General features: G+C 65.1%; 16 protein-coding genes, 1 tRNA gene and 2 riboswitches. Of the genes, 10 read left to right on the top strand and 7 right to left on the bottom strand.

The genetic code is table 11. The annotated features are described in order from the left end of the window. Window positions 1-107 precede the first annotated feature (107 nt). The 3 genes from OKW35_RS09625 to OKW35_RS09615 form a co-directional block, all read right to left on the bottom strand. The gene (locus tag OKW35_RS09625) at window positions 108-407 is read right to left on the bottom strand and encodes a flagellar protein FliT (protein WP_184051749.1); all 300 of its coding nucleotides are present in this window, start codon (window positions 405-407) and stop codon (window positions 108-110) included. Window positions 408-426: 19 nt separating this feature from the next. Beyond that, window positions 427-2,055, bottom strand: coding sequence for a flagellar filament capping protein FliD (gene fliD, locus OKW35_RS09620; RefSeq protein WP_429551771.1), 1,629 nt, complete (start codon window positions 2,053-2,055; stop codon window positions 427-429). A 148-nt stretch (window positions 2,056-2,203) separates the two neighbouring features. Further along, window positions 2,204-3,580 carry a flagellin gene (locus OKW35_RS09615; protein WP_429551770.1) on the bottom strand — a complete coding sequence of 459 codons (1,377 nt, stop codon included), beginning with the start codon at window positions 3,578-3,580 and terminating at the stop codon, window positions 2,204-2,206. A gap of 412 nt (window positions 3,581-3,992) precedes the next feature. Between OKW35_RS09615 and OKW35_RS09610 the strand changes: the two genes are divergently transcribed. Then, window positions 3,993-6,125 (top strand): tetratricopeptide repeat protein, encoded by a 2,133-nt coding sequence (locus OKW35_RS09610; RefSeq protein WP_429551769.1) that lies wholly within the window; start codon window positions 3,993-3,995, stop codon window positions 6,123-6,125. A 30-nt stretch (window positions 6,126-6,155) separates the two neighbouring features. Here the strand turns inward: OKW35_RS09610 and OKW35_RS09605 are convergent, their stop codons facing one another. Continuing rightward, window positions 6,156-6,455, bottom strand: a complete 300-nt coding sequence (locus OKW35_RS09605) for a hypothetical protein (protein WP_429551768.1) — start codon at window positions 6,453-6,455, stop codon at window positions 6,156-6,158. Window positions 6,456-6,558: 103 nt separating this feature from the next. Beyond that, window positions 6,559-6,634, bottom strand: a tRNA-Arg gene (locus tag OKW35_RS09600). 308 nt (window positions 6,635-6,942) lie between these two features. Between OKW35_RS09600 and OKW35_RS09595 the strand changes: the two genes are divergently transcribed. Then, window positions 6,943-7,842 carry a c-type cytochrome gene (locus OKW35_RS09595; RefSeq protein WP_429490479.1) on the top strand — a complete coding sequence of 300 codons (900 nt, stop codon included), beginning with the start codon at window positions 6,943-6,945 and terminating at the stop codon, window positions 7,840-7,842. A gap of 120 nt (window positions 7,843-7,962) precedes the next feature. On the opposite strand, the gene OKW35_RS09590 is transcribed toward OKW35_RS09595, so the two are convergent. Continuing rightward, complete coding sequence (locus OKW35_RS09590) at window positions 7,963-10,053, bottom strand: UvrD-helicase domain-containing protein (protein WP_429551767.1); 2,091 nt, start codon at window positions 10,051-10,053, stop codon at window positions 7,963-7,965. Between the two features lie 344 nt (window positions 10,054-10,397). Here OKW35_RS09590 and OKW35_RS09585 point away from each other — a divergent pair, with 344 nt between their 5' ends. From OKW35_RS09585 to OKW35_RS09550, 8 genes are all read left to right on the top strand, one after another. Then, window positions 10,398-11,447, top strand: a complete 1,050-nt coding sequence (locus tag OKW35_RS09585; RefSeq protein ID WP_429551766.1) for an oxidoreductase — start codon at window positions 10,398-10,400, stop codon at window positions 11,445-11,447. A gap of 217 nt (window positions 11,448-11,664) precedes the next feature. Further along, window positions 11,665-12,015 carry a hypothetical protein gene (locus OKW35_RS09580; protein WP_018418835.1) on the top strand — a complete coding sequence of 117 codons (351 nt, stop codon included), beginning with the start codon at window positions 11,665-11,667 and terminating at the stop codon, window positions 12,013-12,015. 219 nt (window positions 12,016-12,234) lie between these two features. After that, window positions 12,235-12,336, top strand: a riboswitch (glycine riboswitch). Between the two features lie 21 nt (window positions 12,337-12,357). Then, a riboswitch (glycine riboswitch) is annotated at window positions 12,358-12,517 on the top strand. Window positions 12,518-12,597: 80 nt separating this feature from the next. Then, window positions 12,598-13,713 (top strand): glycine cleavage system aminomethyltransferase GcvT, encoded by a 1,116-nt coding sequence (gene gcvT, locus OKW35_RS09575; protein ID WP_429551765.1) that lies wholly within the window; start codon window positions 12,598-12,600, stop codon window positions 13,711-13,713. Between the two features lie 59 nt (window positions 13,714-13,772). Continuing rightward, complete coding sequence (gcvH, locus tag OKW35_RS09570) at window positions 13,773-14,153, top strand: glycine cleavage system protein GcvH (RefSeq protein WP_184003117.1); 381 nt, start codon at window positions 13,773-13,775, stop codon at window positions 14,151-14,153. Between the two features lie 68 nt (window positions 14,154-14,221). Further along, a complete protein-coding gene (gene gcvP / locus OKW35_RS09565; RefSeq protein ID WP_429551764.1) occupies window positions 14,222-17,158 on the top strand; it encodes an aminomethyl-transferring glycine dehydrogenase in 2,937 nt (978 codons plus the stop codon). A gap of 139 nt (window positions 17,159-17,297) precedes the next feature. After that, on the top strand, window positions 17,298-18,428 hold the full coding sequence (locus OKW35_RS09560; protein WP_429551763.1) for an alginate lyase family protein: 1,131 nt from the start codon (window positions 17,298-17,300) through the stop codon (window positions 18,426-18,428). A 29-nt stretch (window positions 18,429-18,457) separates the two neighbouring features. Then, window positions 18,458-19,846, top strand: a complete 1,389-nt coding sequence (locus OKW35_RS09555; protein WP_090802417.1) for an L-serine ammonia-lyase — start codon at window positions 18,458-18,460, stop codon at window positions 19,844-19,846. A gap of 238 nt (window positions 19,847-20,084) precedes the next feature. Beyond that, entirely contained in the window at window positions 20,085-21,818 is a 1,734-nt protein-coding gene (locus tag OKW35_RS09550) for a thiamine pyrophosphate-binding protein (protein ID WP_429551762.1), read from the top strand. Between the two features lie 94 nt (window positions 21,819-21,912). Here the strand turns inward: OKW35_RS09550 and OKW35_RS09545 are convergent, their stop codons facing one another. After that, window positions 21,913-23,061: a branched-chain amino acid ABC transporter substrate-binding protein gene (locus OKW35_RS09545; RefSeq protein ID WP_429551761.1), complete on the bottom strand. Its 1,149-nt coding sequence runs from the start codon at window positions 23,059-23,061 to the stop codon at window positions 21,913-21,915. Window positions 23,062-23,067: the final 6 nt, after the last annotated feature.

The raw sequence follows: 23,067 nt of genomic DNA, 5'->3' as shown, positions 1-23,067 counted from the left end.
CTTCGATGAACTCTCAGGGCAAAGAAACGGAAAAGAAAAAGCCCGCGCAAGGCGGGCCAGGGTACGCCATTGCGCCGCGAAGGACGCAATGAACCGTTGCTCCTGCTTCAGTACCGCGCCATGCTCAAATACTGCCCGGCGTTGCGGCTCGCCTGCATGCTCGCCTGATACTCGGCGCCCAGCACCTGCTGCGCGGCCTGCGCGGCCTCGACGATGCGGCTGTCGATCTCGTGGATCTCCTTGAGCCGCACGATGACCTCCTGCGGCTGGGGCGCGCCGAGCGCCGTCAGGAGGGGCGAGCGCTCGTCCGCGAGCTGCGCGGCGCGCTCCCACTCGCCAACAGCGACCGCCAGTTCGAGGTCTTTCGTTATCTGCCAGATGCGCTCGATCGGGGCGACGTTCTGCATGGCTCGCTCCTCGTCGCGCTCAGCTCTTGTTCGTGGCGAGCGCGCCTGCGCTGTTGGTGCCACCGAACAGTTGCGTGAGGTATTGCGAGTTGTTGTTCATCGTTGCCATCAGTGAGTTGAGCGCCGTGAACTGCGCGGTATACATACTGGTGAGCTGAGCCTGCCACGCTGTAAGCGTCGTCTGCTGGTTCGAGAGGCTAGTCAGGTCGGCGTTGATCGCGTCCGTACGGTTTTGAATGATGCCGCCGGACGAGGTGTAGTTTGTGATGCTGTCGTCCAGTTGCGCGGCGATGCCGTTGGTGGAATTGAACAGCGAGGCTACAGCCGACTGGTTGTTCTGCAACGCATTGCTGAGCGTCGTGTCGTCCACCGACAGCGTGCCGTCCGCCTGGAGCGTAACGCCGATCGCGGCAAGCGTCGTCTGCGAGGTGCCGCTGCCCACGCCGCCGCTCACGATCTTGGCGAGCTGGTTCTGGATCGTGCTCAACGTGGAATCGCCGATTAGCACGCCCTGCGACGTCGAGTTCGCGTTGTACGCCGTCAGCGCCCCCATCGTCGTGACGAGCGTGTTGTAGAGGCTGACGAAATTGTTGATCGCCGAGGACTCCGCGCTGGTGTTCTGCGCGATCGTGAGCGTCTGCGTGGTGCCGACCGCCGCTGCCGTGAGGTTCAGCGTCACGCCGGACACGGCCGTCGTCACGGAGTTCGAGGAGCTGGTTACGCCCACGCCGCCGAGCGTGAAGTACGCATCCTGGGCGGCCTGCGTCTGGGTCCAGCCTGTGCCGGTAATGGTCGACTGGCTGGGGTTGTAGGTCTCCGGGTTGCCGTTGCTATCGAGAACCGGGTTGCCACTGCTATCCAAAGCTTGAGCGGTGAGGTCGCTCGCGCTGGAGATCGTTTTGCCGTTGGTGGTCGTCACCGCGAGCTTGTTCAGGTCGTCGGTCGAGCTCGAATCGTTGATCGCGATGCTGATGCCGCTCGACGCGCCGGTCGAGGTCGATTGCAGCACGAGATGCGCGCCGTCCGCGCCGGTCACCACGGTCGCGACCACGCCAGGATTGTCGTTGGCCGAATTGATCGCCGATGCAATGCCGGCAATCGTGCTGTTCGAGCTATTCAGGGAAATCGTGCTGGTCTTGCCGTTGACCGTCAGGGCCATCGTGGCCGCGCCGGAAGCCAGGTTTTTGGTCGAGCTGTAGCCCGCCGAGGTGAGCACTTGCGACGTGGCGACCTGCGCCACATTGAGCGAGTACGAACCTGCCACCGCACCCGTGCTGGCCGTGGCGGTAACGCCGCTGCCGCTCAAGGTGGACGAGAACGAGTTGAGCGTCGCACCGTCGCTGAGCGGCTCGGCGGCGGCCTGCAACGCGGACAGTGCCGCGGAGAGCGTGCCGTAGGCCGAGATCAGCGTGTTGTCCGCAGTCTGCTCGGCAGCGATGGTCGCGGACTGGCCGGCAGTCTTCGAGTTGACGAGCGCGGTGACGAGCGAACTTGTGTCCATCGACGAATTGGTCGAGCCGCTAATGATCGACTGGGCGGCTGCCTGCACCGTGGCGTTGGCGTCGGCTGTCGTGGTGGCGACTGCACTCGCGATCGCGCTGGTGGTCGATCCGGTTACGGTGGAGGTGGATCCGGTTACGGTGGACATGAGGAGGCTCCGTGCGTCGGCAATGCCGGTTAAAGCGATTTAACAAGCGGGGTAACGCGGGAAAAGACAATCGGGAGGCAAGCCTCCCGACGGGTTTGCGTCCGGCGCGCATCGAGCCGCGCGCCGGCTGCCTGCAGCGGGAAGCGCCTTACTGGAGGAGCTTCAGGATCTGCTGCGGCTGCGAGTTCGCTTGTGCCAGCACCGAGATACCGGCTTGTTGCAGAACCTGTGCCTTGCTCAGGTTAGCCGTTTCCTGCGCGAAGTCCGCGTCCTGGATCGACGACTGGGCGCTCGACAGGTCGGTCGATTGCGCTTGCTGCGTCGTGCCGATTGCGCTGAAGCGGTTTTGTGCCGCGCCGAGCGTTGCCTGCAGGTTGTTGACGGAGTTCAGCGCGTTGTCGATCGAGAGCATAGCTGCCGATGCACCGCTCTGCGTCGAGATGTCGATTTGCGAAACCGACTGGGTGCTGTTCAGTGCGTCGATCGTGTTGCCGGCGGTGGTATCAGCCGTATCCTCTGCGCTGTTTGCGGCCACCCCCAGTACGCCTTCAATGGCGGTCTTCATAGCCGCGCCCGTCACGCCGGCCAGGGTCGTGGCACCCGTCGTCGCGTTCGTACTCACGTTACCCGCCCCGAAGAGGGCGCCTGCGGCAGTCGTGTTGATAGCAACGTTGTTTTGGTCGGTGAGAGTGAAGCCACCCGTGCCGTTCGAGATCACGTTGATTTGCGTGATGGTGGCATTGGTGCCCGAAGCGATAGTGACCGTATTGGGTGCGGGAGCTCCCGCAGTCGGCGAGCCTCCTGCCGTACCCCCGGCTGCGCCTGCGGTGTACGCTTTGATCGTGCCAGCGTCCGTAATCGCGTTGCCGTTCTGATCCGTGTAGGCAAGCGCGCCCGTGGTAGTGTCCCACGAAGCCGTCACCGAAGTAACGCCAGGCGCTGCTGCCGCCACGCCCGCGCTATCCAGCGAAACCGAGAACGATGCCAGCGTGTTGCCAGCGGTCGGAACGCCCGAGCCAATCTTGGCCGACGACATGTCTTGCGTCAGATTGAGGCTGATCGTCTGGCCCACGTTGGCACCGACCTGAAACGACACGCTGCCGAGCGTCCCGTCGAGGACGTTCATGCCGTTGAAGGTCGTTTGCGACGCGATACGGTTGATTTCCGAGACTTGCTGGTTCACTTCCTGTTGAAGTGCAGCACGGTCGTTGTCGGTCATCGAACCGTTAGCTGCTTGCGTAGCAAGCTGGCGGATACGCTGGAGCGACGAAGTCAGCGACGACAGACCCGACGATGCCGTTTGCACCATCGAAGTACCATCGTTCGAGTTCGACACACCCTGGTTCAGACCGTTGATCTGGGTCTGCATGATGTTCGAGATCGCAAGACCTGCTGCGTCGTCTGCTGCGCTGTTGATGCGCTTGCCCGACGACAGACGCGTGATCGCCTGCGACAGTGCGCTACCCGAGCCGGTCAGGTTCTGTTGCGCGACGAGCGAGTTGGTGTTGGTGTTGATTCCGAGCATTGACATTCTCCTGATGGGGCCATCGGCCCAGTAACGGCAGCGGTTCGTTGGCCGGCCGCCTTGTTTGTGATTACGACCCCACCTGGAAAAACTTTAGCTGCCTTGTTGATGCGACCCTCTGGGCTGACGCCCTTCCCTCGCCCGCGTGCAGTGGGGAGGCGCTTTTCAGGATAGGGGACGCCAGGCTCGTCCTTCGGCGGCTTAAGGCTCGCAGGCGTCGAAGCCACTTCGCGTCGCAATGCTGATTGAGCATCCGATCGCCCTTGATCTGCACCCGGCCTTACGGCTTCGAAAGACAAAGCCCGCGCAGCACGTCATCGGTCGAATTGAACCGAGCTGCCCGCTCAATTCGGGCCGCCACCGCGCGTGCGCATGCCTTAAGCTGCGAATCCACAGCCCCTCTACGACGACCGTGACCGCTACGAGCCCAATTGCCCCCACGCGCCAGCACATTCTGAGCGAAGCCACTGCCCTCAGCGCCACCGGGCAGTTCGCCGACGCACTGGCGCTGCTTGCACCGCTCGTCGGCGCGAAGGCCACGCCCGAGGACGCGGAGCACGCCGATGCGCTCAACCTCGCGGCCATGTGCGCCACGGGTGTGGGCCAGCCCGCGCAGGCGCAAGCTCTATGGTTGCGCTGCATTCAAGCGAAGCCGGATTTCGCCGACGCGTATCTGGGGCTCGGAGCGATGCTCGCGACCCTCAATCAGCTTGCCGAAGCGGAGGCGGTTTACGGGCGGCTTGCCGCGATACGCCCCGATGACGCCGATGTCCACAGCAATCGCGGGATCGTGCTGCACCGTCTCGGACGGCATGACGCGGCCGAGGCCGCGTACCGGGTGGCACTCGCACTTCGCCCGGACCACGTCGACGCGAACTACAACCTCGGCATCGTGCTTCATGAACAGCGCCGCCTCGACGAAGCGGAGGCGGCCTATCGCACAGCGCTTGCCGTGAATCCGCAATTTGCCAAGGCGAACAACAACCTCGGCAATCTGTTGCGCGATCGCGGCCGGATCGAAGAGGCTGAAGAAGCGTATCGGCAGGCGCTGCTCGCGCACCCGCAATATCCCGAGGCACTGAACAACCTGGGGGCGCTTTACAGGGCGCTCGGCCAGCTCCGGGAAGCCGAGCTGGCTTGCCGCCTCGCGCTTCAGATCCGCCCCGCCTACGCGGACGCGCTCAACAATCTCGGCTGTGTGCTCACCGAACTCAAGCGCCTGCCCGAGGCGGAAAGCGCCTACCGGCAGACGCTCGCGTTGCGCCCCGCCTTCGCCGAGGCGCACTACAACCTCGGCTGCGTCCTGCACGCACTGGACCAACTGGTCGATGCCGAATGCGCGTATCGCGAGGCGCTTCGGCTCGCGCCGAACCGCGTCGAAGCGGCCAATAACCTGGGTTGCACGCTGCTTGCGCAAGCGCGCCTGCCCGAGGCTCTCGCGGCGTTTCGCCACGCGCTCACGTTGCACGCCGACATCGCCGAAACACACTTCAACATCGGCAGCATCGTGAAAGAGCTCGGCGACCCGGAGCAAGCCGAAGCCGCCTACCGCCGCGCGCTCGCGCTGCGCCCCGACTACGGCGACGCGAAGTTCCGTCTCGCCACGCTGCTCATCAGCATGGGCCGCTTCGAAGAAGGCTTTCTCCTCTACGAATGCCGCTACGAGATGGCTGGGTTCGCGCATCACGCCACGCAGTCGATGCTGAGGTGTCCGCGTTGGCGAGGCGAGCCGCTCGCCGGCAAATCACTCCTCATTTGGCAGGAGGATGGACTTGGCGACATGCTGCAGTTCGGGCGTTATCTGCGCCTGTTGAAGGCCCAGGGCGCCGCGCACGTCGCGTTTGCCTGTATGGCACCGCTACAACGCCTGTTCGCCGATGTCGTTGGAGTCGACGCGGTGCTCAGTCATGATGAAGCCTCAGCGCGCGCCGGCGATTTCGATTGCTGGATCAGCGCGCTCAGCGCACCGCTGTATCTGGGCACGACGCTCGACACGATTCCGCCTCCCCTACGCATCACACTGGCCCCGTCGCGCGTCGAGCATTGGCGCGCGCGCCTTGCTGTGCTGGGCGCGGGACACCGGGTGGGTCTCGTCTGGAAGGGCAACCCGAAACACCACAACGACGTGCACCGTTCGCTACCGTTGCTCAACACACTGGCGCCGCTCTGGAGCCTGCCGGGCGTGAAGTTCGTGAGCCTGCAAAAGGGCGCGGGGGAAGACGAAGCGCTGTCATTCCCTGCGAGCCTCCCGATCCTGCCTCTCGGCGCAGATCTCGAGGACTTCACCGACACGGCTGCGGTCATCTCGCAACTCGATCTGCTGATCTGTGTGGACACTTCGACGGCACATCTGGCGGCCTCGCTCGGCAAACCATGCTGGGTGCTCTTGCCGGCACGCGACGTGGACTGGCGGTGGATGCACGGCCGTGACGACTCGCCGTGGTATCCCAATACGGTTCGCCTGTTCAGGCGAGGGCTGGATGAACCGTGGCCCGCGGTCGCGGAGCGCGTGCGACAGGCCTGCGCTGCGTGGTTCGGCGCGTGACATCAACGCCGCGCTTGCACTGAAGTGAGGCTAGTCACACATGCTGCGAAACACCACGGCAGCGATCATAGGCGCGCAGAGCACGAGCAGCACCAAGGCATCGAGCAGGCGAACCAGGCGGTGTCGCAGATGGGCCAGATGACGCAGCGGAACGCGGCGGCGGCCAGTTCGTTGCACGACCATGCCGGTCAACTGGTTCAGCAGGCCTCGGATTTCAGGGTGGCTTGAAGCGGCTTCCGGGTTCGCGCAGTAAGTTTTCCGGTCGTCGGCGTTGCTGGGGCGTGATGAGACCGGCAACTGATGCAGGAAGCACGCCATGTTGGAGCGCAAGACGTTGGTTCTGACGCCACGACAAAAAACTAAAGGCCCCAGGCTTTCGCCAAAGGGCCTTGTTTTATCGGGTTTTGTGCGAACCCGGCATCATGTCTAATCCTGGTGCGCCCGGCTGGGATCGAACCAGCAACCCCTGCCTTCGGAGGGCAGTACTCTATCCATTGAGCTACGGGCGCTTCACCACAAAACTGCGGGGAATCTACGCGAAAGCGCGCCAACCAGAACGGACGCGACGCCAACGCGAGAGACCGCAAGGATACCCGGTTTCGGCCGAACCGTCCACAGGACGGCCTCCGACGCCCATCCCAGCGTCTTCCCCGACTCCTGCCATCGTCCATGCCGATCCGGGTAAACGCCTGCTGAACACCGTCCTGGCCCCCTCGCCGCCGCCGAAAGCTTGCGTCTATAATCGTCCGTGGCTGATAAAGAACAAGAAGTTGCCGTCGCGCTGTACCGCTCACACACCCACGGAGACGAGACAAGCATGAGCGAAGCACCACACGGAGCCCCGATCAAAACCCCAGCACAGCTCATCGCCGCGGTCATCGCCGGGTTTGCTGTGCCGATCGTCATCATCGTTCTGCTCGCCGTCTACGTCGATAATTCGACGCGCACCGGCGCCGGCACCGACTCTCTCTCCGAAGCCGAAGTCACCTCCCGCATCCATCCGATCGCCCAAGTCGAGATCCGCGACGCCAACGCACCGCGCGTCTACAAGAGCGGCGAGGAAGTCTACAAGGCGGTCTGCTCGGCGTGTCACGCGTCGGGTGCCGCAGGCGCGCCGAAATTCACCAACACCGCCGACTGGGCGCCGCGCATCGCGCAGGGCTTCGACACGCTGTGGCACACCGCCCTGTCCGGCAAGGGCGCCATGCCGCCGCGCGGCGGCACGAGCCCCGACGACTACAGTGACTTCGAGATCGCGCGCGCGGTCGTCTATATGGCGAACAATTCGGGCGCGAGCTTCCCCGAGCCGGCGCAGCCGGCGGCGGGCGCGGCCGCGGCATCCGGTGCGGCAGCGGCATCCGGTGCAGCAGGTGCATCGAATGCGGGCGCGGCCCAGGCCGCCGCGGCGCTGGCCGCAATGGCCAGCGTGCCGCAGACTCCCGCCCCGGCAGCAGGTGGCGCGCAAAGCGCGGACGCCTCGCAGGCCGGCAAGGCGCTGTATCAGTCGGTATGCCAGGCCTGTCACGCGGCCGGCGTGCTGAACGCGCCGAAGTTCGGCGACAAGGAAGCATGGGCGCCGCGCCTGAAGGACCCGATGGACACCGTCTACAACTACGCGCTGCACGGCAAGGGCGCGATGCCGCCGAAGGGCGGCTCGAACGCATCGGATGCGGACGTGAAGGCCGCGGTCGACTATATGGTCAGCGCGGTGAAGTAAAGCACGCGGCATCGGCCGTCGCTGAAATGAAAAATCCCTGCATGCGCTAACGCGATGCAGGGATTTTTTATGTGCAATCGCAAGCAAACGTACCTGGCGGGCACTTGCAGTCCCGCCCGCTCACGACTTCTGCAACAACGCCTTCAGGCTCGCGAGCCGGTCCTTCGGCGACATCGGCGCTTCTTCCGGTGTCGGCGGCGGCGCATCGTCGAGCAGCATTTCGTTGATGAAGCGCGACGCCTCGCAGACGACCGTCTCCCGCGCCCGCTTGCGCTTCTTGCACCAGTTCAGATGCAGGCTGCGCTGCGCGCGCGTGATCGCGACGTACATCAGCCGCCGTTCCTCCTCGATGCGCGCGTCGTCGATCGGCTCGTCGTCCGCGCTGCCCCGATGCGGCATGATGCCTTCCTCGACGCCGACCAGGAACACGTGCGGATACTCGAGCCCCTTCGACGCATGCACGGTCGACAGCCGCACCGCATCCGGATCTTCCTCGCGGCCTTCGAGCATCGACATCAGCGCGACCGTCTGGATCAGCCCGAGCAGGTTCTTGCCGGTGTCGCCGAAGCCGTCGGCGGTGTCGTAGCCGGTCGCTTCGCTGCCGCTGCCGTGCTCCGGCTCTTCCTTCGTGCCCTTGCGCTTGAGCCACTCGATGAACTCCAGCACGTTCTGCCACTTCGCCTGCGCCTGGCGTTCGTCGAACGCGTCGTACAGATACGCTTCGTAGTGGATCGCCCCCATCAGCTCATTGAGTAGCGTGCCCGCCGCGTCCTTCTCCGCGCGGTCGGTCAGGCGCTGCATGAAGTCGCAGAACGCGCGCATCGGCTCGATCTGACGCGGCGACAGACGCGCCTCGATGCCGCCCATGTAGACCGCCTCGAACAGCGACACCTTCGCCTGACCCGCGAACGCGCCGAGCGCCTCCAGCGTCGTATTGCCGACGCCGCGACGCGGTGTCGTGATCGCGCGGATGAACGCGGGATCGTCGTTCGCGTTGGCGATCAGACGCAGGTACGCGCAGATGTCCTTGATCTCGGCCTTATCGAAGAACGACTGGCCGCCCGACAGCACATACGGAATCCGTTCGCGGCGCAGCACCTGCTCGAAGATCCGCGCCTGGAAGTTGCCGCGATAGAGGATCGCGTAGTCGCGGAAATTCGTGCGCCGCTCGAACTTGTGCGCGGACAGCCGAAACACGACGGACTCCGCCTCGTGCTCCTCGTCGTTGCAGCCCGTCACCGTGATCGTGTCGCCCATGCCGTGCTCGGACCACAGCTTCTTCTCGAACAGCTTCGGATTGTTCGCGATCACGTTGTTCGCGGCGCTCAGGATGCGCACCGTCGAGCGGTAATTCTGCTCGAGCTTGATCAGGTGCAGGTTCGGGAAATCCTTGCCGAGCTGGCCGAGGTTTTCGAGGGTCGCGCCGCGCCAGCCGTAGATCGCCTGATCGTCGTCGCCGACCGCCGTGAACGCCGCGCGCTTGCCGGCCAGGAGCTTCACCAGTTCGTACTGGCACGCGTTGGTGTCCTGATACTCGTCGATCAGCAGATAGCGCAGCTTGTTCTGCCAGCGGTCGCGCACCTGCTCGTTGCTCGCGAACAGTTCGGCGGGCAGGCGGATCAGATCGTCGAAATCGACCGCCTGGTACGCATGCAGCGTCGCCACGTAGTTGCGATAGACGATCGCCGCCTGATGCTCGTCCTCGGTCGAGGCGGTCGCGATCGCCTGCTCGGGCATGATCAGGCCATTCTTCCACAGCGAGATGATCGACTGGATCTTGCGAATGAAGCCCTTGTCCGTCGAGCCGACCTGCTCCTGGATCATGCCGAAGCAGTCGTCGGAATCCATGATCGAGAACTGCGGCTTCAGGCCGACATGCTCCGCCTCCTGACGCAAAATCTGCACGCCGAGCGAGTGGAACGTACACACCGTCAACTGGTTCACGGGCACCTTGCGGCCTTCCTTGCCGGGTGCGGTCAGCGTCTTGCCTTCGAGCAGCTTGCCGACGCGCTCGCGCATCTCCGCCGCGGCCTTGTTCGTGAACGTGACGGCGGCGATGTGCCGTGGCTCGAAGCCCTTCGCTTCGATCAGGTGCGCGATTTTCTGCGTGATCACGCGCGTCTTGCCGCTGCCGGCGCCGGCGAGCACGAGACAGGGACCGTCGAGATAACGGACCGCTTCACTTTGAGCGGGGTTCAGGCCTGCGGACATCGTTTGTGGATGGCTAATACGGTTGAGGGCCGCTGAGGTCGGACCGGCGGGTGGCGCCGGCCGAAGGCCCGGGGCATGCTGCGCGGCGCAGTGCTCGCGAGAGGTGCGATGTTAACATGGCCACTGCGATGGCCACTGCGATGGCCACTGCGATGGCCACCGCGATGGCCACCGCGATGGACGCCCTCGTTGGATGCCTCGATGGTTCGGACGCCCCGACGGGCTGCGCGCAAGGCCGGCCGTCATGCTCAGCCCCCAGTCCAGCCAACAAATGCCACAATGATCAGATTGCGCGCCGCCGCCGCGGTGGCAAGGCGGCGCGCCGCTCCTCCAGGAAGACTCGCATGTCCGCATCGCTGAAAATTGGATTGATGGGCTACGGCTTCGCCGGCGCGACGTTTCACGCACCGGTGATCGAACACTGCGGACGCGCGAGGGTCGCCGCGATTGCGACCGGGCAATCCGAGCGCGCGCACGCCGACTATCCGCACGCGAAAATCGTCGCCGATCTCGACGCGCTGCTCGCGCTCGACGACATCGACTGCGTCGTGATCGCGACGCCCAACGACACCCACTTCGACCTCGCGCGCCGCACCCTCGAAGCCGGCAAGCATGTGGTCGTCGACAAGCCTGTCACGCTGAGCGCCGCCGACGCCCACACGCTTGCCAATATCGCGCTCGCGCGCGGCAAGCTGTTCGCGCCCTTTCACAACCGCCGCTGGGACGGCGATTTTCTGACCGTGCGCGATCTGCTCGCGCGCGTGGAACTGGGTCGCCTCACGCAGTACGAATCGCATTTCGACCGCTTCCGGCCGGGCGTGCGTCAGCGCTGGCGCGAAGACGTGACGCGCGGCGGCGGTCTGCTGTTCGATCTCGGTCCGCATCTGATCGACCAGGCGCTCGCCCTCTTCGGCGCGCCGAAGACCGTATCGGCGACGGTGCGCACCCATCGCGACGACGCAAGTGCACCCGACTATGTGCACATCCAGCTCGGCTACGACGAGTTCGAGGTCGTGCTGCACGCAAGCGCGTTGACCGCGTTGCCGGGACGGCGCTTTGCTATCCACGGCACGCGCGGCAGCTACGTGAAGTACGGCCTCGACTCCCAGGAAGATCAGCTGAAAGCGGGCCTGCGCCCCGGCGACGCAGGCTTCGGCGCCGGCAACAGCCCCGGCATGCTGCGCGTGCTCGAAGGCGACGAGGAAGTCGAGTGCGAATTGCCGACCCGCAACGGCGAGTACGCAGGCTTCTATATTGCGTTGGCCGACGCGATCCAGAACCGCGTCGCATTTCCGATCAGCACGCGCGACGCGGTCGACGTGATGACGATCATCGAACTGGCCGCGCGCAGTTCCGAGCAGGGCGTGCGACTGCCGTTCGAGCGGATTCGCTGAACCCCGCCCCGCTGCGCGTCGACACCGCGCCACCACGATCTGTGTACCAAAAACGGGACGCCTTTAGCGCCGCGAAGGCTGTCGGCGCGGGCTTTCCTGACGCTCCGGAAAGGAACATAACGTTACAAATTCGCCCGCTGCCAGGTCAGCGGGCGTTCTTCGTCAGCCGTTGCTAATGAGGTAGCAACCCAACACGACAACGACTCCGGGAGAATCCATGTCTCGAATCATCCGTGCCCTTGTTGCATGCGCGCTGCTCGGCTCCGTCGCCGCCTGCGTGGTAACGCCCCCGCCGGCGCCGCATCCGGGCCCGACTCCGCAGCAGATCGCGGACCAGCGTCTGCATCAGGTCGACGGCCGCATCGACAATCTCGCGCACCGTATCGATAACCGCGTGAATCAGGGCTATTACCCGCCGCCGCAAGGCGCCGCGCTGCATCACCGTCTCGAGACGATCCGCCAGGAAGCGCATGACATGGCCGCCCAGCATGGCGGCGGTTTGTCCGCGGAAGAACAGCGCGTGCTGAATCAGGAACTGGACAATGCGGCTCATGCGATCGGCGAGTGAGCCAGCGAGCAAGTGGTCAAACCGAATCGGCAAACGAGCCACCAGGTGAGCCCCCACTACCGCTCATCGTGCGGTCACGGATGGCACCGGGAGAAGCAACTGAAAAGCGCGGGCACCACGGTCCGCGCTTTTCTTTTTGACGCCCCCGAACAGCCACAGCCGGCCCCACACCGCTCCCGGGCCTTTATTTGACAAGCCCCGGCCCGTCGCGTAAATTCGCCGCACGCGTCGGGAGAGCGTGCTGGCAGGCGAAAAATCGCAGGCCGCGCCGCCGAAGGGGCACACCCGCAAACTCTCAGGCAAAAGGACCGACCGCGTCGAAAAACCCGTCTTCCGGCGGCTTTTTCGCACTCTGGAGAGCGGCAGTAGCCATCCGCGCGCACCTCGTGCACCGCAGGCAGGCTGCCCACCGAAGGGGCGCGCGTTTCACCGTGACGGATCGAGCTCATTGAGCCAGTCGCGGCGGCGCAATCTCTCAGGTATCGAGGACAGAGGGGTCATGCAGAACCACGCTCGCAGGCACACGGCCGCGAGGCAGTGCGCCGCATGGCCTTTTTTGTTTCGCGAGATGCCCGAGGCCCCATGACCGAACTCAAACACACCCCGCTCCACGCCGCTCACCGCGCGCTCAATGCTCGCATGGTCGACTTCGGCGGCTGGGACATGCCCGTCAACTACGGCTCGCAGATCGAGGAACATCGCGCGGTGCGCACCGACGCCGGCATGTTCGACGTGTCCCACATGTGCGTGGTCGACTTCACCGGCGAGCGCGTCCGCGCGTTCTTCGAATACGCGCTCGCGAACAACGTCGCGAAGCTGCAAACGCCGGGCCGCGCGCTCTACTCCTGCATGCTGAATCCGAACGGCGGCGTGATCGACGATCTGATCGTCTATTACTTCGCCGAAGACCACTTCCGCGTAGTCGTCAACGCCGGCACCGCCGACAAAGACATCGCCTGGTTCGGCCAGCTCAACGCGGGCGGCTTCGGTCTCACCATCACGCCGCGCCGCGATCTGGCGATCGTCGCCGTGCAAGGCCCGAACGCACGCGAAAAGGCCTGGCAAACCGTGCCGGCCGCGCGCGCCGCGACTGAAGCGCTGAAACCGTTCAACGCCGCGCGCGTCGACGGCACGCCGTTCGGCGAGCTGACCGTCGCGCGCACCGGCTATACCGGTGAAGACGGCTTCGAGATCATCGTCCCGGCTACCCACGTCGAAGCGCTGTGGAAGGCGCTCGCGGCCCACGGCGTGCGCCCGGCCGGTCTCGGCGCGCGCGATACGCTGCGCCTCGAAGCCGGCATGAACCTGTACGGCCAGGACATGGACGACAATGTCTCGCCGCTCGACGCCGGCCTCGCATGGACCGTCGACCTGGCCTCGCCGCGCGAGTTCGTCGGCAAGAGCAGCCTCGAAGCCGACGGCTCGCGCGCCGCGTTCGTCGGCCTGATCCTGCTGAAGGAAAACGGCAAGGCCGCGGGCGTGCTGCGCGCGCATCAGAAAGTCGTCACGCCGCACGGCGGCGGCGAAATCACCAGCGGCACGTTCTCGCCGACCATGCAGGAATCGATCGCCTTTGCGCGCGTGCCGAAGGGCGTGCAGCCGGGCGACACCGTGCACGTCCAGATTCGCGACAAAGCCTGTCCCGCAAGCGTGGTAAAACTGCCGTTCGTGCGCAACGGCAAGGTGCTGGCGGTCTGAGCGGCCGGCGCGCGCCCCCACATTCAAACACTACCGAACATACCGTTCAGGAGCATCCAATGAGCATCCCGGCCGAACTGAAATACACCGAATCGCACGAATGGGTCCGCACCGAAGCGGACGGCACGCTGACGGTCGGCATCACCGACCACGCGCAGGAAGCGCTCGGCGACATCGTCTTCTTCGAAGTCCAGGAACTCGGCAAGTCCGTGACCGCGGGCGACACCGTCGCCGTGATCGAATCGGTGAAGGCCGCCTCCGATATCTACGCGCCGGTCTCGGGCGAAGTCATCGAGGCGAACACGACCGTCGCGGACTCGCCCGAAACCGTCAACAGCACGCCGTACGACAGCTGGCTGTTCAAGATCAAGCCGGCCGCCGATGCGTCGCTCGACCGCCTGCTCGACGCCGAGGCCTACGCGAAGTCGATCGGCGCCTGAGTCGCCTTTTGTTTTAACCGTCAGGCGCGGCGCTCGCACAACGGCGCGCCGCGCCGCCAGGAACACCCATGAAGCTCGAACACCCGGATCGTCTGATGAACCGCACTCCTCTCTCGCTCGCCGCGCTCGAAGTGCACGACGCCTTCGCCGAACGGCATATCGGCCCGGATACGGCCGACCAGCAAGCGATGCTCGAAGCACTCGGCTTCGCGTCGCGCGCGGCATTGATCGACGCCGTCATCCCGAAGACGATCCGCCGCACCGAAACGCTGCCGCTCGGCCCCTTCGCGCAACCGAAGAGCGAAGCCGAAGCGCTCGCCGCCTTGCGCGAGCTCGCGGACAAGAACCAGGTGTTCCGCTCCTACATCGGCCAGGGCTATTACAACGCCCATACGCCGACGGTGATCCTGCGCAACGTGCTCGAAAATCCGGCGTGGTACACCGCGTACACGCCGTACCAGCCTGAAATTTCCCAAGGCCGTCTGGAAGCGCTCCTGAACTTCCAGCAGATGGTCACCGACCTGACCGGCCTCGCGATCTCGAACGCATCGCTGCTCGACGAAGCGACCGCCGCCGCCGAAGCGATGACGCTGCTGCAACGCGTCGGCAAGCCGAAGTCGAACGTGTTCTTCGTTGCCGACGACGTGCTGCCGCAGACCATCGAAGTCGTGAAGACGCGCGCGACGCCGGTCGGCATCGAAGTGAAAGTCGGCCCGGCCGCTGAAGCCGCCGACGCCAACGCATTCGGCGTGCTGCTGCAATACCCGGGCGTGAACGGCGACGTGCGCGACTACCGCGCGTTGACCGAAGCGATCCACGCGGCGGGCGGCCATGTCGTCGTCGCCGCCGACCTGCTCGCGCTGACGCTGCTTACGCCGCCGGGCGAATGGGGCGCGGACGTCGCGGTCGGCAATACGCAGCGTTTCGGCGTGCCGGTCGGCTTCGGCGGCCCGCATGCCGCGTACCTCGCGGTGCGCGACGAATTCAAGCGGCAAATGCCGGGACGTCTGGTCGGCGTAACCGTCGACGCGCAAGGCAACCCCGCGCTGCGTCTCGCGCTGCAAACGCGCGAGCAACACATCCGCCGCGAGAAGGCGACCTCGAACGTGTGCACCGCGCAGGCGCTGCTCGCGATCATGGCGAGCATGTACGCGGTCTATCACGGCCCGCGTGGCCTGAAGACGATCGCACTGCGCGTCAATCGCATCGCCACGCTGCTCGCCGAAGGCGCGAAGCAGCTTGGCTATAAGCTCGTCAACGAAACTTTCTTCGACACGCTCACGTTCGACACCGGCGCCCGCACGCAAGCGCTGCACGACGCGGCTACGGCGAGGCGCATCAACCTGCGCCACGTGAGCGCGACGCAAGTCGGCCTGTCGATCGACGAAACCACCACGCGCCACGATCTGGCCGACCTGCTCGCGGTGTTCGCTCAAGCGGCCTTCACGAGCGACGTGCCGCAAGTCGACGCGCTCGACGCCGCGCTCAACGCATCGAACTCTGCGTCGGTGCCGGCCGCGCTCGAACGCACGAGCGCGTACCTGACGCATCACGTGTTCAACCGTCATCATTCGGAAACGGAAATGCTGCGCTATCTGCGCAGTCTGTCGGACAGGGACCTCGCGCTCGATCGCTCGATGATCCCGCTCGGCTCCTGCACGATGAAGCTGAATGCGACGTCGGAAATGCTGCCGGTCACGTGGCCCGAGTTCGGCCAGATCCATCCGTTCGCACCGACCGAACAAACCGTCGGCTACCGCGAGATGATCGATCAGCTCGAAGAGATGCTGGTCGCCGCGACCGGCTATGCGGCCGTGTCGCTGCAGCCGAACGCGGGCTCGCAGGGCGAGTACGCGGGTCTTTTGATCATCCACGCCTATCACGCGTCGCGCGGCGAAGCGCATCGCGATGTCTGTCTGATTCCCGCTTCGGCGCACGGCACGAACCCGGCGTCGGCGCAAATGGCCGGCATGCAGGTCGTGGTCGTGGCATGCGACGCGCAGGGCAACGTCGATATCGAAGACCTGAAGAAGAAGGCCGCACAGCACGCCGATAAGCTCGCGGCGATCATGATCACGTACCCGTCGACGCACGGCGTGTTCGAGCAGAACGTCCGCGAAATCTGCGAGATCGTGCATGCGCACGGCGGCCAGGTCTACGTGGACGGCGCGAACATGAACGCGATGGTCGGCCTGTGCGCGCCGGGTCAGTTCGGCGGCGACGTCTCGCACCTGAACCTGCACAAGACCTTCTGCATTCCGCACGGCGGCGGCGGACCGGGCGTCGGTCCGGTCGCGGTCGGCGCGCATCTCGCGCAGTTCCTGCCGAACCAGACTTCGTCGGGCTACCAGCGCTCGGAGGATGGCATCGGCGCGGTGTCGGCCGCGCCGTACGGCTCGGCGTCGATCCTGCCGATCTCGTGGATGTACATCGCGATGATGGGCGCGAAGAACCTGAGCGCCGCGACCGAAACCGCGATCCTCAACGCGAACTACGTCGCCAACAAGCTCGCGCCGCACTATCCGGTGTTGTACTCGGGCCCCGGCGGCCTCGTCGCACACGAGTGCATTCTCGATCTGCGTCCGATCAAGGACACGAGCGGCATCACCGTCGACGACGTCGCGAAGCGCCTCGCCGACTATGGCTTCCACGCGCCGACGATGAGCTTCCCGGTACCGGGCACGCTGATGGTCGAACCGACCGAGTCGGAGTCGAAGGAAGAGCTCGACCGCTTCATCGAGGCGATGATCGCGATCCGCGAGGAAATCCGCGCGGTCGAGGAAGGCCGCGCGGAGCGCGAGGACAATCCGCTGAAGCACGCGCCGCACACGGCGGCGGTCGTGATCTCGGACGACTGGAAGCACGCGTATGCGCGCGAGACCGCCGCCTACCCGCTGAAGACGCTGATCGCGAACAAGTACTGGCCGCCGGTCGGTCGCGCGGACAACGTGTACGGCGATCGCAACCTGTTCTGCTCGTGCGTGCCGATCGCCGATTACGAGTAAGCAGCGCGAGTCGGCGAGACGTCATGCGCGGCTCTGTGAAGGTCCGTCGGCGTCCGCGAGCGGTCCACCCGCGGTCCTGTCGTTGAAAGCCGCAACCGGCTAACATCACACACCGAATCAGCCTAACGAGGAGTTTCGCATGGCGCGAAAGGTGCGATTGATGCAAAGCCGGGCCGAGGCGGCAGGCGTCCGTCCGTGGCGGCCCGCTTACGCGGTACTGTTGGCCGCAGCGGCCGCGTTGCTGCCGCTGCGCGCGGCGCAGGCCGCGATGAATTTCTGCGCGGCGCCGGCGCTGCAAACGAGCGAGCGCACCAATGCCGACCCCGGCGTCAAGGCGCTCGTCGCCAACGTGCAGGCCCATCTGAACGAGCAGCCGCATGCGCTCGCCAAATTGCACACCGAGGGCACGCTGCCGCACGAGGGCATCTACGATCAGAGCGTCGAAGCGGAGAAGGATCTCGACCTGCTGCGCGACGCCGCGCTCGCGTGGCGCGCGACCAGCGACGACCGCTTCCTGAAGCTCGTCGACCGTCTGCTGTACGCGTGGGTCACGACCTATCAGCCGAGCTTCGATCCGATCGACGAAACGCGTTTCGAAGGTCTGATCCTCGCGTACGACATGACCGCGAGCGCGTTGCCCGTCAAAACGCGCAACGCGGCGATGGCCTTTCTGACGAAGCTCGCGAACGGCTACATCGCGCAGATCGACGCGCAGCCGCGGCCGCTCACGGGCACGTTCCGCAACAATTGGCAAAGCCACCGCATCAAGCTGATCGCGATGGCGGCATTCACGCTCGACAACCGCAAGATGATCAACGCCGCGCAGCGGCTGTTCGTCGAGCATATCGGCGACAACATCGCCCCGGACGGCTCGACGATCGACTTCGGCGAGCGCGATGCGCTGCACTACGTGACCTACGATCTGCAACCGCTGGTGACGGCCGCGCTCGCCGCGCGCCGCCACAACCGCAACTGGCTGCAAGAAAAGGGCGCGAACGGCGCGACGCTGCTCGCCGCGCTGAATTGGCTCGTGCCGTTTGCTACCGGCGCTCAGACGCATGAGGAATTCGTGCATTCGAACGTCGCGTTCGATGCAAAACGTCGCGAGGCCGGCTTGCCCGGCTATTCGGGTCCGTGGGATCCGAAGAACGCGACGGAACTGTTTCACCTGGCGGCCCGTCTCGACGGACGCTTTACGCCAGTCGCGCTGCAGCTCGCACCGACGCCGCCCGCGTGGCTCGCCGTGTGCTTGCCGCTGCCGGCGCGCTAAACTCTTTATCTATAGGCAGGGAGCAGTACATGGCAGTCAGCGTCTTCGATCTCTTCAAAATCGGCATTGGTCCGTCGAGCTCGCACACGGTCGGGCCGATGCGCGCGGCGCTGATGTTCGTCCAGGGACTCGAGCGCGACGGGCTGCTCGCTTCCACCGCATCGGTGAAGGCGGAGCTGTACGGCTCGCTCGGCGCGACCGGCAAGGGCCACGGCACCGATCGCGGCGTCATGCTGGGCCTGATGGGCGACGCGCCCGACACCGTCGATCCCGAGACGATCGCGCAACGGCTCGAAGCAGTGCGCACGTCGCGCCAACTCGCGCTGCTCGGCACGCACGAGGTGCCCTTCGTGCAGAAAGAGCACATCGCGTTTTATCGTCAGGCGCTGCCCGAGCATCCGAACGGCCTGAAGCTGTTCGCCTTCGATGCGCAAGGGGCAACGCTGCGCGAGTCGACCTATCTGTCGGTCGGCGGCGGCTTCGTCGTGACGGCCGGCGCGCCGAACACGAAGGTGTTGAGCGCCGTCGATCAGCTTCCGCATTCGTTCCGTACCGGCAACGAATTGCTCGCGCTGTGTGCGGCGAGCGGCAAGAGCATCGCGCAGCTGATGTGGGAAAACGAGCGCGTCTGGCACAGCGAGGAAGAAACGCGCGCGGGTCTGCTGAAGATCTGGGACGTGATGCAATCATGCGTCGCGCGCGGATGCGGCATCAACAATCCCGATGCCGATGGTCACTTGCCCGGACCTTTCCAGGTGAAGCGGCGCGCGCCGCAGCTGTATCGCGCGTTGACGGGCAACCCTGAGCGCGCGTTGCAGGATCCGCTGTCCATGGTCGACTGGATCAACCTGTACGCAATCGCCGTCAACGAAGAGAACGCGGCGGGCGGGCGCGTCGTCACCGCGCCGACCAATGGCGCGGCCGGCATCATTCCGGCGGTGCTGCATTACTACACGCGCTTCATGCCGGGCGCGAACGAGCAGGGCGTGATCGACTTCCTGATGACGGCCGCCGCGATCGGCATCCTGTACAAGCTGAATGCGTCGATCTCCGGTGCGGAGGTGGGCTGTCAGGGTGAAGTCGGCGTCGCATGCTCGATGGCCGCGGGCGCGCTGGCCGCCGTGATGGGCGGCACGCCGAAGCAGGTCGAGAACGCCGCGGAAATCGGCATGGAGCACAACCTCGGGCTCACCTGCGATCCGGTCGGCGGCATGGTGCAGATTCCGTGCATCGAGCGCAATGCGATGGCATCGGTGAAGGCGGTCAATGCCGCACGCATGGCGTTGCGCGGTGACGGCAGCCACTACGTGTCGCTCGATTCGGTGATCAAGACGATGCGCGAAACCGGCGCGGACATGAAGACCAAGTACAAGGAAACGTCGCGCGGCGGCCTCGCGGTAAATATCGTCGAGTGTTGAGTCGCTGAGCGCGGCATTCAATTGCGTGCGATCGCATCGGAAAAGCGCGGGCCCTGCGGCTCGCGTTTTCATTTGCGCGATCGTGTTGCACGCACGCCGATCGAACAGTTGCGCTGCGCCATGACAGCGCCCACATCCTCGGCGTAAGCTGTCGAAGCGCCCATCGGCCGCTGTTGCACGTTCCGCCGATGCGGCTCCATCCCAACGCACCCACGCACTGCCAGGAGGCTTCTTCGCAATGTCGCTGCCGAATGCTCCCGCTTCCAATTCCGTTATCGCTTCCCATACCGCACGCACGACCGGCGCGCGCCTCGTCGTCGAGGCATTGCTCACACACGGCGTCGAGCGCGTGTTCTGCGTCCCCGGCGAAAGCTTTCTCGCCGTGCTCGATTCGCTGCACGACGAAACCGGGCGCATCCAGACGATCGTCTGCCGTCACGAAGCCGCGGCCGCGAACATGGCCGAAGCGCTCGGCAAGCTGACCGGCCGCCCGGGTGTCGCACTCGTCACGCGCGGGCCGGGCGCGACGCATGCGTCGATCGGCGTTCATACTGCGTTTCAGGACTCCACGCCGATGATTCTGCTGATCGGTCAGTGCGCGCGCGAACATCTCGATCGCGAGGCCTTTCAGGAGATCGACTACCGGCGCATGTTCGGTCAGATGGCGAAGTGGGTCGCGCAGATCGACGACCCGAAGCGCATCCCCGAATATCTGAGCCATGCGTTTCATACGGCCACCTCGGGGAGGCCCGGGCCGGTCGTGCTGGCGCTGCCCGAAGACGTGCTGAGCAACGCCTGCGACGCGGTACCTGGCGCACCCGCTTATCACCGCGTGGCGGCGTCGCCATCGGCCGCGCAGATCGCGAAGCTGCGCGAGTTGCTCGAAGGCGCGCAACGGCCGATGGTGATCGCCGGCGGCAGCGGCTGGACAGCGGCCGCATGCGCGGACCTGCGGCGTTTCATCGAAAACTGGCAGTTGCCGATTGGCCTCGCGTTCCGCTTCCAGGACACCTTCGACAACGAGCATCCGAACTACGCGGGCGACGTCGGTCTCGGCATCAATCCGGCGCTCGCTCAGCGCATTCGCGACGCGGACTTGCTGCTCGCGCTCGGTCCGCGCCTCGGCGAAGCGACGACCAACGGCTACACACTGCTCGACATCCCGAAGACGAAGCAGACGCTCGTGCACGTGCATCAGGGCGCGGAAGAACTGGGCCGCGTATATGCGGCCGATCTGCCGATCGTCTCGGGCATGCCTGAGCTTGCGGCGATGCTTGCGGAACTGCAACCGTCGTCGTCCGGCAGGCTCGCCTGGGCGGGTGCCGCTGAGGAAGCGCATCGCGCGTATCTGGATTGGCGCAAGCCGCGCCCAATTCCCGGCGATGTGCAGATGGGCGAAGTGATCCAGCAGTTACGCGCCCACTTGCCCGACGACGCGATCCTCACGAACGGCGCGGGCAATTACGCGACGTGGCTGCATCGGCATTTCTCGTATCGGCACTTCCGTTCTCAGCTCGCGCCGACGAGCGGCGCGATGGGCTACGGCGTGCCGGCGGCGCTCGCGGCAAAGTCGCTGTATCCACAGCGCGCGGTGGTCGCGCTCGCCGGCGACGGCTGCTTCATGATGGCCGCGCAGGAGCTCGCGACAGCGATGCAGTACGACCTGCGCGTACTGTTCATCGTCGTCAACAACAGCCAATTCGGGACGATCCGCATGCATCAGGAGCGACACTATCCGCATCGCGTGCATGGCACCGGCCTCACGAATCCGGACTTCGCGGCATTCGCGCGATCGTTCGGCGCGCATGGCGAAACCGTTGAACGTACCGGGGATTTTCTGCCGGCGTTGCAACGCGCGATCGAATCGCAGCTGCCGGCCGTGATCGAAATTCGCATGCCGCAGGAAGCGAGCACGCCCGCGGCGACGCTCGAGATGATTCGTGAGCAGGGGAGGAAGATGCGCGGGCAGTGAAAATCGCCGCGTGGCCTGACAGCGTGTCGAATGCGCCGCCCATAAAAAACCCCGCCAGAGCGGGGTTTTCTATCAACCGTAGTCAGCAAAAAACTTACTTGCCGCCCACGCTTTGCAGCGTCGTCCACTTGCCATCGACGACCTTGTACAGCGTGATACCACCGTTCTTCAGATCGCCGCGCGCGTCGTACGCGAGGTTGGCCGACGTCACGGCCGGCTTCGACGTCTTGGCGAGCACCGGCAGGTACCTGGCAGGATCGGTCGAGTTCGCGTTCTTCATCGCGGTGAACATCGCCATCGCGCCATCGAACGCGTACGGCGAGTACGTTTGCACGTCTTCGTTGAAGCGCGCCTTGTACTTCTCGACGTATGCCTTGCCGCCCGGCATTTCTTCGAGCGGCAGACCGGCGAGCGAAGCCACCGTGCCGTTCGCCGCATCGCCGGCGAGCTTGATGAAGGTCGGCGTGTGGACCATTTCGCCGCCCATCAGCGGCGCCTTCACGCCGAGCTGCTTCATCTGCTTGACCATCGGTGCTGCTTGCGAATCCGCGCCGCCGTAATAGATCAGATCCGGGTTCGACGACTTCAGCTTGGTCAGGATCGACTTGAAGTCGACGGCCTTGTCGTTCGTGTATTCGCGATCGACGATCGTCGCGCCTGCCGCCTTCGCAGCCTTCTCGAACTGATCCGCAAGACCCTGGCCGTAAGCGGTGCGATCGTCGACGATCGCGATCTTCTTCATGCCGAGGTTCTTCACCGCGAACGTGCCAGCGACCGAGCCTTGCTGCGTGTCGGACGTCATCATGCGGAAGGTGGTCTTGAAGCCCTGCTGCGTGTATTCCGGCGCCGTCGCCATCGCGATCTGCGGAATGCCCGCGTTCGCGTAGATGCGCGAGGCCGGAATCGTCGTGCCCGAGTTGAAGTGGCCCAGCATGCCCTTGATGCCGTCATCCACGAGCTTTTGCGCGACCGTCGTGCCGGTGCGCGGGTCGGCCTGGTCGTCGGCCGAGTCGAGCACGATGCGAACCTGCTTGCCGCCGATCACCGGCTTCGTCGCGTTGAACTCTTCGACCGCGAGCGTGATGCCGTTCTGGAAGTCCTTGCCATAGTGCGCCTGTGCGCCCGTCATCGGACCGGCGAAACCGATCTTCACGTCTTCCGTCGATTGAGCGTTGGCCGTCCCCGCCAGCGACATGGCGGCAACCAGAGCTGCGCCTGCCAGCTGTTTCATTTTGTGTTGCATAGCTTC

The sequence above is a fragment of the Paraburkholderia sp. MM5477-R1 genome, from assembly GCF_050436385.1.
In the GTDB taxonomy this organism is placed as follows: Bacteria; Pseudomonadota; Gammaproteobacteria; order Burkholderiales; family Burkholderiaceae; genus Paraburkholderia; species Paraburkholderia tuberum.
Note: the sequence above shows the minus strand (reverse complement) of the source record. Positions and strands in the feature narration are given on the sequence as shown.